The sequence below is a fragment of the Singulisphaera sp. GP187 genome, assembly GCF_900129635.1.
In the GTDB taxonomy this organism is placed as follows: Bacteria; Planctomycetota; Planctomycetia; order Isosphaerales; family Isosphaeraceae; genus Singulisphaera.
In genome coordinates, this window is the sequence record NZ_FSRB01000001.1 from 6,084,873 (window position 1) to 6,095,944 (window position 11,072).

Sequence of the window (11,072 nt, forward strand, 5' to 3'; positions counted from 1 at the left end):
GCTTCAACTTAGAGCATTGACAGCAGATGGCATGCCGATTCGTTTGATAATCCCGACTGGCGAGATAAGAGTGATTGTTTTGGATGCTTCGGTCCCTCTTCATGGGGGCCGACTGGGGAAAATCATGATTTTGGAAACCCAAAATTTTAGTTAGCAAAATGCCGAAAAACATTTGGAGTTGACCTAAAACATGGTTTATGATGTTTTGGGCAGGAAGTTCGCCAGGGATGAAATTCTCGTTTTTTTACGCGATACAAATACGAAGGATCCAGGATGATGGCGAACGTAGCGGAGGGGGGAGGCGAGCGCCGGTCGTTGGAGGAGGTGCATGGTTCGGTTTCGGTGGCGCAGCGGAATCCATTCAAGCGGCTCTTCGCGTTCATGGGGCCGGCGTACCTGGTGAGTGTGGGATACATGGACCCGGGCAACTGGGCGACGGACCTGGAGGGGGGCGCGCGGTTCGGCTATGCGCTGATCTGGGTTCTGTTGATGTCGAACCTGATGGCCGTGCTCTTGCAGACCCTGTCGGCGCGGCTGGGGGTGGTGACCGGGCATGACCTGGCCCAGGCCTGTCGCGCGGAGTACTCGCGCCGGGTCAACTTCGTGCTCTGGATCCTGGCCGAGGTCGCGATTGCCGCGACCGACCTGGCGGAGGTTCTGGGGACGATCATCGCCCTGAAGCTGCTCTTCGGCATGCCGCTGCTCTGGGGATGCGCCATCACGGCGTTCGACACCTTCCTGCTGCTCTGGCTCCAGCGGTTCGGGATGCGGAAGATGGAGGCGATCATCCTGGTCCTGGTGGCGACCATCGGCGCCTGCTTCCTGATCCAGATCTTCATGGCCCAGCCCGACGCGGGAGCGATCGTCGGCGGTCTTCGTCCCAACCTGCCTCCGGGGGCCCTGTTCGTCGCGATCGGCATCCTCGGGGCGACGGTCATGCCGCACAACCTCTATCTCCACTCGGCGCTGGTGCAGTCGAGGCAGATCGGCTCGAGCACGGCGAGCAAGGCGGACGCCTGTCGGTTTAACCTGATCGATTCGGCGATCGCCTTGAATGCGGCCTTCTTCGTCAACGCCGCGATCCTGATCCTCAGCGCCGCGGTCTTCTTCAAGCGAGGGCTCGAGGTCGCGAGTATCGAGGAAGCGCACAAGCTCTTGCCGTCGTTCCTCGGTTCCTGGGCGCCGATCCTGTTCGGGATCGCCCTGCTCTGTGCGGGGCAGAGCTCGACCTTGACGGGCACGCTGGCCGGCCAGATTGTCATGGAGGGTTACCTCCACCTCCGGATCGCTCCCTGGCTCCGCCGGTTGACGACCCGGTTCATCGCCCTGACCCCGGCTGTTCTGGTCATTTTCTTCGTCGGCGAAGGCTCGACCCAGCAGTTGCTCGTGCTCAGCCAGGTGATCCTCAGCCTGCAACTTTCGTTCGCGGTGATCCCGTTGATCCACTTCACCTCGAACCGCAAGAACATGGGGGTGTTCGCCACCCCTTGGTGGGGCAAGATCCTCGCCTGGCTGACGGCCGCGATCATCGTCGCCCTCAATGGCAAGCTCGTCTTCGACCAGATCGGTGACTGGGTGGAACTGGCGGCGGCGTCGGGCCGGACGGTCGGTCCGCTCCCGCTCTCCTGGGTCGTGGGCCTGGCGCTCTACAGCCTGACCGTGGCGGTCATCGGTCTCCTGGTTTGGGTGACGCTCAAGCCCTGGATCCGTCCCTCTCCCGCCTGGACCCCCGCGCCGACCGTCGAGTTGGACTGGGGCGATATGATTCGCCCCCGGCCCCTGGAGACGATCGGCGTGGCGCTCGAGCACGATCAGGCCGATGCCGAGATCCTCAACCGGGCTCTCAGCCTGGCCCGCGCGGGTGAGACCGACCTGGTCTTATTGCATGTGGTCGATACGCCGATGAGCCAGGTCTACGGCGATGACACGGCCGATCGCGAAACGGCCGGCGACCTCCGCTATCTCGCCGAAGTCGTCCGGATGCTGGGCGAGCGCGGCTACACGGCCCGCTCGGTCCTTCTGCACGGCCCCGATCGCGCGGCGCTCCTGGTCCGGCAACTCAAACAGGAGCCGGTCGACCTCCTGGTCGTCGGCTCACACGGCCACGGCCTGGTGCGTGACCTGCTCTTCGGACAAACTGTCGACAAGGTCCGACACGGTCTCGAGATCCCGATGCTGATCGCTCGACCCGATCGCGGATCGACTTCGTCCGACACCCTCAAACCGATCTTTTCCCCGGAATCCGAGCTCGGCCCGACGCCCTCGAATTGAGTTTCGCCATCTTTTTTTTTGTTCACAATGGCTTGCGACGACGTGCGGATTCGTTCGGACGAGATCGGCGGGTGGGGACTCGCGGCATCATTTTTGTTGAGACCTGGCTTGTTTCTGACGGATACAGGCTGTAAAAAGCGACTTCGTGGATTCTTTGGGTTGTGCATTCGCCCACGTGTTAAATTCTCCTTTTTGGGATAGCCCGTGGGGATTGGCCTGAATCTCGCAGGGACAGTGGATCTTGAGAGATCCACCGCCCTGCCCTGTCAGGGATTTTCTTCCGGTTCGAGGGAGACATGGTTCAGACTTCATCCCTTGATTTGGCTCCAATGTCGAGTCCCAAGGTCAGTGTTCGCTGTGGTCGTTGTGGCGATGCAGTTCCCGAAGTCTCGGCGCGAATCGTGATCGAGTCGGGGCCGCTGCAACGCGATCATCCTGTCCTGTCGCTTTGCGCGCATTGCTCCGGGTCGCTGGCGCGTTGGTTCGAGCGCCGCGGGCATGGAAGTGGCGGACAAAATGGCTCGAGGGCCGTACGTTCCGGCCATCGTGAACGACGCTCCGAATCGAGAATGGCGGAGCCCTTTGGGGCGTCGGCCGCCACCGTGGAGGAGATCCTCAGCCCTCGAGTCGTCGTCCTGACACTGCTCTTTGGCGGGTGCTTGATCGGACTCTTTGCCCTGTTCAACGCACTCCTCTGAATTCGGCCTTTTTCTTGGGGGTCGTCTGAGTGCAAACTTCCTCTCCCCCTCCCCTCCGGAATTAAGCGTCCGGTTGGCGCTCCGACTCGTTGACCGAGGCACGCGGTACGACTTAGAATTGGGTGTAGAGATGACAGACGCTCCGCTGAGGTTGCTTCGGAGTGGGCGGCGTTCGGACCGTTAAGACGCGATGGCGATCACGTATTACAAACGGTTCCGGATGGAGATCGACCTTGATGGTTCGTTGACTCCGCCCGTGCTGCTTCCCCCGTTCCGTTGGACGTCGTGGGAGGAGTCACTGGTCGATCAACACGCCGAGGTCAAGTATCTCAGCTTCCGGGGCGAAATCGACGCGTGCGTTTTCCCTTGTCTGGGAGATCGCCACGGCTGTCAGCGGTTGATGCGTGAGATTCGTCGCAAGCCGGGCTTTTTGTCGGCGGCCACCTGGCTGATCGCGGGCCCGGAGGGCTACGTCGGCACGGTCCAGGGGGTGATGGACCGCGGGCCGATCGGGGCCATCCAGAACATCGGGGTGATCCCCGACTATCGCGGCAAGGGACTCGGCCAATCGCTGGTCCGGCAAGCCCTTGAGGGGTTCTACCAGGCCGGTCTGCGGCGGGCCTACCTCGAGGTGACCGCCGAGAACAGCGCGGCGGTCCGGCTCTATCGCTCGGTCGGCTTTCGACGCGCCAAAACGCTATACAAAGCCGTTGATGGGTAGCCGGCCCGGTGCCGGGGTGGTGGATGGGTCGACCGTGGCCAGGATGGCTTGGGTCGGGTATCGTCAAGGCAATTCCGAAACGGGGCGGACGGACCGCCCCGCCCCGCCTTTGGTCCGACTGTTCCCGAGGTCGCCGTGCCCGACGCTCCTTCGATCGCGCAACATACCTATCCCAACGGGCTGGTCCTGGTCGCCGAGGCGATGCCCGGCGTTCAGTCGGCCGCGTTCACGTTGCTGCTGCCGGCGGGGGCCGCTTACGAGGCGGCCGACCGAGGGGGCGCGGCCTCGATGCTCTCGGAGTGGATCACCCGAGGCGCGGGGGAACGGGATAGCCGTGAGTTACTCTCGGCGCTCGACAACCTCGGGGTCAACCATGGCGAGAGCGCCCAGACCCTGCACACCAGCCTCGCCGCCGCCACGCTCGGCCGCAACCTGATCCCGGCCCTCGAGCTCTTCGCCGACATCGTGCTCCGCCCCCACCTCGACGACGACGAGATCGAGCCGATCCGCGCCCTGGCGCTTCAGAATTTGCGGAGCCTCGAGGACGATCCCGGGACCAAGGTCATTTACGAGTTGCGGCGGCGGCACTTCCCCGACCCCTGGGGCCGCCCCGCGCCTGGCACCCCCGAAGGGGTCTCCGCGCTCTCGCCCAATGAGCTTCGCGCCTTCCACGCCCTCGCCTACCGCCCCAACGGCGCCATCCTCGGCGTGGCCGGCGCCATCGACTGGCCGGAGCTCCGCGACGCCGTCGGCCGGCTCTTCGGCGACTGGGAACCTCGGCTCGAACCCGCCGTGCAGGAACGGCCGACCGGCCCGCTCCGCGACCACATCCTCCGCGAGACGCAGCAGATCCAGATCGCCCTGGCCTACCCGACGGCCACCGTCGCCAGCCCCGACTACTATCGCGCTCGCGCGGCCGCGGCGATCCTCGGCGGCTACTCCTCGGCCCGGCTCTTCACCGAGGTCCGCGAGAAGCGCGGGCTCTGCTACTCGGTCTACGCCAGCTACGAGAGCCAGCGCGACCGGGCCGCGATCCTCTGCTACGCCGGCACCTCCGCCGACCGCGCCCAGCAGACGCTCGACGTGACCCTCGCCGAAGTCGAGCGCCTGGGCCGCTCGGGCGTCGAGCTCGAAGAACTCGAGACGATGCGTGCCGGCCTCAAGAGCTCGCTCGTCATGGCGCAAGAGTCGAGCATGAGCCGCTCGGGCTCCCTGGCCTCCGACTGGTTCCACCTCGGCCGCGTCCGCTCGATCGGCGAGATCTCCTCGGCCCTCGACGCCCTGACCCCCGAGTCCGTCAGCGACTACGCTGCCAGCCAGGCCGCCAACGCCCTGACCATCCTGACCCTGGGCCCCAACCCCCTGGTCGTGCCCAAGTAAGTCGCCTGAAGGGGCGTGGCCCTGTCTGCGTTCTCGCCTCAGGAAGCCAGGGAGCGTGAGTTCCCTGTCCCTCCTCGTTCACTGTCGATACCTGGTGTTCCCTGGGACCGCGGGCGTCCCGCCCGCTCTGGAATGGATTTGCCTGGTCAAATTTCCATAAAATTGCGGGCGAGTCGCCCATAATTCCAGTGGAGCGCTCAACGAACCGAACCTTCGAGCCCCAGGGAAACCCGAAAGCCTTGACGAGAAGCGTCCTTATCCCTCTCCCGAAGGATGACTCATGGATCACCAGATCTTCGACTTGGGTCACGTCTCCTTGCAGTGCGGAGCCAGGCTCCGTGACGCGAAACTCGCCTACAAGACTTACGGCACGCTCAATACCGCCCGGGACAACGTGGTCGTCTACCCGACTTGGTATTCGGGACAGCATCAGGAGAACGAGTGGCTGATCGGCCCTGGCATGGCGCTCGACCCGGCCCAGTACTTCATCGTCGTCCCGAGCGCCCTGGGCAATGGCTTGTCCTCCTCACCGAGCAACACGCCGGAGCCATACAACCAGGCCCGTTTCCCCGAGATCACCTTGTATGACAATGTGACGCTGCAACACCGCCTGATCACCGAGGTTTGGGGCATCACGAAGGTCAAGCTCGTGGTCGGTTGGTCGATGGGGGCGCAGCAGACCTTTCAGTGGGGAGCGCTCTATCCGGAGATGGTGGAACGGATCGTCCCGTTCGCGGGCTCGGCGAAGACCTCACCCCATAACTTTGTGTTTCTCGAGGGGGTCAAGGCCGCGCTGATGGCCGATGCGGCGTTCGCCAACGGCTGGTATGAGAAACCACCGACCAAGGGCCTCCGCGCCTTCGCTCGGGTCTACGCGGGCTGGGGCTTCTCACAGCCCTTCTACCGCCAGGAATTGTGGCGGGAGTTGGGCTACTCGTCGCTGGAGGATTTCCTGGTGGGCTTCTGGGAGGGCTTCTTCCTCAAGAAGGACGCCAACAACCTGCTCACGATGCTCTGGACCTGGCAGAACGCCGACATCAGCGCCAACCCTGTCTTCGCCGGCGACTTCCAAAAAGCACTCGGCGCCATCAAGGCGCGGGCCGTCGTGCTCTCCCCCGAGATCGACCTCTACTTCCCCCCCGAAGACAACGAGTGGGAAGTTGAGCATATGCCTAACGCCGTCTGCCGTCGCATGCCCGGCGTCTGGGGCCACTTCGCGGGCGGCGGGGTGAATCCGGTCGATACCCAGTTCATCGATAAGACGTTGAAGGAGGTCCTCGTGGGCTGAGCCTGGTTTCGTGATTCCAGTGGATCCAGAATAGCAGTCGAGCTGAAATCAGAAAATCAGAAGAGCAGGCCAAAGTCCTGCTTTTTACAATCGTTCTTGCAGGAATTTATCTTTGTAACTTGGCCTGGGAACGATGCGGGGTCGTTCGGCGCCGACTTAGCGCCGAGGAAAACCCCACAATCGTACTCGATGATTTCGCTCCGTGGGCCGGTAGCTGACGGGATACCTACCGGCCTTCAAGAAGAACTATCATTTCAAACCGGCGTTAACCTTGGCGTTATTTTTGGTCATTTGATCGTCGGCCTCCTTGGTTTCCGGGGGTCTGGTATCGGTGGTTGGCACGGCGGGAAGGGATTCTCCGGAACCACATCCCGGAAGGTTGACCAATCCAATGATCGCGACGAACAAGCAGATCAAACGAGACATCAGCGCGTATTCCTCTCAATGATTGGATGTTATAGGGCGGATCATTTCGGGGTGTAGGCGGCTTCCCCACCACCTCGCGATCGAGTTGGTGGGATGCTGTGGATCCAGATCGTCAGAGCGCATCGGCGCTGATGATTTCTCCGAGCCCTTTGGAGCCAAGCGCCCACCAGGCAGGAAGACTGACGCTGTTCTTGATGAATCGGACCGAGCCATCGGCCATACCCAGGTTCACCCCACCGGAGTGATTACTGGTCGGGGGAATGCTTCCCATCGGGCGTCCGTAGGTCGTGCTTCCGGCTGTTGTGTCGGACGGATTGTCGCAAGCGGCACTGTTCGGACCACTGAAGTGGGTGTAGCCGTTGGTCGCAACATAAGGGGGGTAGGCCGAGGTCCAAAGCTGTCCTGAGCCGAAGGAACCAACAGCAGACGTCGTGCTCGGTATGCCATTGCATGCATTGGCAAATGTCAGGGCCCCGGTGGCTCCGCTGTTTGCTCCGACGCCGGTCGGGGATGTGAAGATGACGCGTTTCCAGTCTACGTGGTTCCGCAGCGTCGGAGTGACACTTCCCGCTGCGCGGCCGTAGAGTCTCTCACTGACGACGGCGGTATTCGAGGTGCCATCGGTGATTGAGGCGATTGTCACAGGTGCCCAAGGCCCGCTATAGGGCGTACTCGGGAAGAGATTCCCACTCCCGTGGCGATCGGCGTAGGGGATGATCGTTCCTGAAAACAAGGAGATCACGCCTGGACCACCATAGTTTCCTACGTAATTCGTTGCTGCGTGGGGGTCGCGGGGAAGACCCGCCTGACTTTCAGACGGACAGAGCAGTAGTCCGAGTTTAGAATAGGCTACAGTCGTGTTAGCAATCCCCGTGCCTGAGGAATACATTGGCGAGACGGAGAAATTGAAAGCGTTGTACATTGGTTGCTGCTCGGCAAACTGGAGAAGCGGCACGAGCCAGCTTATTGCCCACCCTGAATCTGTGGTAGCGGTGGTTGCCGGGTATGCACTTTGGGCCGGGAAGCAGCCAATCGCGCTCTCGTAGTTCATCAGCCCCAGTCCCAGTTGCTTCAAGTTGTTTGTGCACTGCGCTCTTCGGGCCGCCTCACGAGCCGCCTGAACGGCAGGCAAAAGTAGGGCGATTAGCACCGCAATGATCGCGATGACGACGAGCAATTCAATCAAGGTGAACCCACGACGAACCTGTCTCATGAGTAAGTCCCCGAAAGTTCGAAGCGACGACGTGGTCGTACTTTTCGCGGTCTAATACCTTTCGAAAATCAAGACGTCGATTCTCGATGGTAATTACCGCCCACAAGTCGAGATGAGTGAAATGGAGAACGCCGAAAAAGGTCAATGCATACCCAAGGGGAGCCGAGGTTGCATTTTGGCCGGACGAATACTGGACTACTGTCACGGAGGGGGAGAGGTGAGACGACTGAACCCTAACTCAGCAAATGAGTCGGATTGAACCATCAGATTCCAAGAGAGAGCTCGCGTGAGCGAAGATGGCCGGTCGTTGAGAGGTCTACTTGTCTTTGTACGTTTTATTGCAATGAGAGACGTTTGCTAAAGTCGTCTCACGGGCTCCTCATCATGTCATTGGAATCGTGAATGTAAGATGTATTAAAAACTGATTCGAAAGCCGATTCTATCTGATCTTAGATCGCCGTTTTCCGGAATTCAAGATGTCAATGGTCAAAATGTTGAGGATTTTGTGATCGCCCTGACTCCTTCTAACTTCAAGTCCCACCTCAAGTAAGAGCTTGACATCTGTAGGTTGAATTTGTTAGGATTAATAAAATAGGTGCCAAGGGGCGTCGCGGTCGCCATGGGGCCAGGCCGAATGATATAGGGGAAGGCCCCAGGGATTTGCGCCGGGACGAGGTGCGGTTGCCGTTTCGGACGAGGATTGGCAAAGGCAGGCCAGGTCCGTTTGGCGAGCCTTCTCGGAGGTGGGTAGGCAGCGCTGCCATGAGCCGACGGTATGCCCAACTTGTCGACATCAAACGTGAATCCCGACTGAGTGATTTCAGCGGAGCCGGCATTGATGACGAGCAGAAATCGTTGAAAGCAGGAGCGGGTCCCACGATCAACGATCCCTGAAGGCGGTCGCGTGGTTACTTATCGCCGAGAAGTGCGCGTCGACCAAAAAATCCGGCCTGAACCAGGCCGGTACGAAGTTCGACTCCGAGGATGAAAGGCGGGGGCGTGGCGTCGTTCTACTTCTTGGCCGGGGCGGCCGGGGCGGCCGAGGCGGTTCCGGGGGCCTTGGGGGCGGCCTTGAACTCGTCGGCGGAGAGTTGTTTGAGCGACAGATCCTGCATCAGGGCGATCCCGCCGCTCTCGGGGGCCTTCTTCTCGTAGGCGAGCACCGACGATCCGCCTTGGGGAGTCCGGTCCAGGGGGGCTCCCCAGAGCACGACCACCTCGCCCCGCTTCAAGGCGTTGATGCCGGTGGGGTAGCCCTGCTCGGACGGCAGGACGTCTTTCATGTCTTTGGGGGGCTGTTGCGTTCGCTTGACGAACGACTGGTAGGTCCGGCCAATCTCTTCGAGAGCCAATCCCTCGTTCGTACGTATGAGGGCGACTGTCTTTGCGTCTTCACCATTACCGCAGCCGCCGGCGGTCCATGTCAGGAGTCCGATCGCCAGCAGCCAGCCCGCATTCTTCCGTCGTTGCATCCGTCCTCCTCGAAGGGAACGGGGCGGCGCATCAGTACGCCGCCCCCACGATCGACACAGGTCTCGACCAAGGCCGGTTGGCGTCAGAGCGCGTCGCTGGAGATGACTTCACCCCCGGCACGTGTGCCGACACCCCGCCAGGTGGTGAGGTTGATGGTGCTCTTGACGAAGTGAACGCTGCCGTCGGCGAAGAGCGTGTTGGCTCCCCCGGAGTGGTAGCTTCGCGCCGCGAGGTGTGCCCCGGTGAATGAATTATTGCCACAATCATAACTGTTGAAGTTGGGGGGGATCGTGTGCGAGTAGTAGGCAACCTCGGGCAGGTTGCGGTAATACTGCTGGCCCCGATACGAAATCAGGTCGACCACCTGGCTATTGTCCCAGTTCCCGCATGGCGTGGGCCAGATCTGGTTGTTCAGGGATGCGGTGGCATAGAGGTACACGTTCAGAGGGCTGTACGGGGTCTGGCCCGAATAGATTCCGGTCTCGGGTAGGCTCGACCGCTTGGTTTCCGCGAACGCCGCCGTGTTGCTCGTCCCGTCGGTGATGTCGGCGTACCGGCACGCGTTTGTGACCTTCAAGTAGTCAACGTTACCTACGGGCGCAGTGGTGTTGAGCGCGACGTTGAAGAGCCCGGCGTTCGCAACATTGGGCTCTTGGCCCGACCCGGACCCGAGAATCTGGGCCGCCGTATTGCCGGTGCTCGCAAAGTAGTTCGAGTAGCCGAGGTAGCCTCGGAGCCGGTTCGTCGCGGGGTCGGACGGGCAGATGTAGCTCGCGACGAGCTGGCCCATCGCGGTGTGGTTGGGCGTGGCGGCGACGGTCGAGGCGTCGATCCCGTTCATGTCGACCTGCATGTTGAACGCGGAGTAGGCGGCGGCCTGCTCCATGAAGGGCAGAATTTGCGCCTGGACATTGCACCGCCCCGAGCCGCTGCTGCCCACGCCGCCCGGCAGCGACGGGACCGGGCCGAAGCCGGGGGGGAGGGTGCTATTGGTCGACTCGAAGTTGGCGAGCCCCAGGCCGATCTGCTTGAGGTTGTTGGTGCACTGGGCCCGCCGGGCCGCCTCGCGCGCCGCCTGGACGGCCGGCAGCAAGAGCGCAATCAGGACCGCGATGATCGCGATCACAACCAGCAGTTCGATCAGCGTGAATCCACGACGAATCCGTCTCATGAGTGCGTCTCCGAATCCATAAAAGCGAAGCGGCGCCGGGGTAAGACAACCTCAACCCGTGGTTCCGTCGTTCAAGAATCGAATGAAAGAAGCGGATTCTCGACGGAAACCGCCGCCCACCGTTGAACGAGATGAACGAAAAAAAACGAGGGCATGAACGAGGCGAAGCGTGCCCAAGTGGGGACCGAAGCCCCATCTGGGGCGGACAAGGTCCGGACCGCTGTCGCGGCAAAGGGGGGGGGCCGACAACAAAGGAGTGACTCTTGAACCCTGGCTCAGTCGACGAACCGGGTCGAACCATCATCGTTCGAGGGAGAGTCGAATCGATTCAGCCGATTGTCGGGCGATTCGCATCCTTTCACGGGCCTGCCATCGACGAGACGCTTGCTGAGATGATCAAGCAACGTCTTCATTATGGCGTGAAAGCCGGG

9 protein-coding genes are annotated in these 11,072 nt (G+C 61.6%); 5 read left to right on the forward strand and 4 right to left on the reverse strand.

Annotated elements, in window-relative coordinates; all coding sequences use genetic code 11:
• Window positions 1-276: 276 nt before the first annotated feature.
• The 5 genes from BUS42_RS23890 to BUS42_RS23905 all read left to right on the forward strand — a co-directional run bounded on the left by BUS42_RS23890 (window position 277) and on the right by BUS42_RS23905 (window position 6,358).
• The gene (locus tag BUS42_RS23890) at window positions 277-2,271 is read left to right on the forward strand and encodes an Nramp family divalent metal transporter (RefSeq protein ID WP_074310304.1); all 1,995 of its coding nucleotides are present in this window, start codon (window positions 277-279) and stop codon (window positions 2,269-2,271) included.
• Window positions 2,272-2,840: 569 nt separating this feature from the next.
• Window positions 2,841-2,969 carry a hypothetical protein gene (locus BUS42_RS46050; protein WP_256386189.1) on the forward strand — a complete coding sequence of 43 codons (129 nt, stop codon included), beginning with the start codon at window positions 2,841-2,843 and terminating at the stop codon, window positions 2,967-2,969.
• 190 nt (window positions 2,970-3,159) lie between these two features.
• On the forward strand, window positions 3,160-3,690 hold the full coding sequence (locus tag BUS42_RS23895; RefSeq protein ID WP_074310306.1) for a GNAT family N-acetyltransferase: 531 nt from the start codon (window positions 3,160-3,162) through the stop codon (window positions 3,688-3,690).
• 135 nt (window positions 3,691-3,825) lie between these two features.
• Window positions 3,826-5,070 carry a M16 family metallopeptidase gene (locus tag BUS42_RS23900; RefSeq protein ID WP_074310308.1) on the forward strand — a complete coding sequence of 415 codons (1,245 nt, stop codon included), beginning with the start codon at window positions 3,826-3,828 and terminating at the stop codon, window positions 5,068-5,070.
• Between the two features lie 280 nt (window positions 5,071-5,350).
• Complete coding sequence (locus BUS42_RS23905; RefSeq protein ID WP_074310310.1) at window positions 5,351-6,358, forward strand: alpha/beta fold hydrolase; 1,008 nt, start codon at window positions 5,351-5,353, stop codon at window positions 6,356-6,358.
• A gap of 249 nt (window positions 6,359-6,607) precedes the next feature.
• Here BUS42_RS23905 and BUS42_RS43810 read toward each other — a convergent pair whose 3' ends face one another.
• From BUS42_RS43810 to BUS42_RS23920, 4 genes are all read right to left on the reverse strand, one after another.
• The gene (locus tag BUS42_RS43810) at window positions 6,608-6,784 is read right to left on the reverse strand and encodes a hypothetical protein (RefSeq protein WP_159452282.1); all 177 of its coding nucleotides are present in this window, start codon (window positions 6,782-6,784) and stop codon (window positions 6,608-6,610) included.
• 112 nt (window positions 6,785-6,896) lie between these two features.
• Window positions 6,897-7,997 carry a DUF1559 family PulG-like putative transporter gene (locus BUS42_RS23910; protein ID WP_074310312.1) on the reverse strand — a complete coding sequence of 367 codons (1,101 nt, stop codon included), beginning with the start codon at window positions 7,995-7,997 and terminating at the stop codon, window positions 6,897-6,899.
• A 1,010-nt stretch (window positions 7,998-9,007) separates the two neighbouring features.
• Window positions 9,008-9,469 carry a hypothetical protein gene (locus BUS42_RS23915; RefSeq protein ID WP_083670464.1) on the reverse strand — a complete coding sequence of 154 codons (462 nt, stop codon included), beginning with the start codon at window positions 9,467-9,469 and terminating at the stop codon, window positions 9,008-9,010.
• Window positions 9,470-9,552: 83 nt separating this feature from the next.
• Window positions 9,553-10,641, reverse strand: a complete 1,089-nt coding sequence (locus BUS42_RS23920) for a DUF1559 family PulG-like putative transporter (RefSeq protein WP_074310314.1) — start codon at window positions 10,639-10,641, stop codon at window positions 9,553-9,555.
• Window positions 10,642-11,072 lie beyond the last annotated feature (431 nt).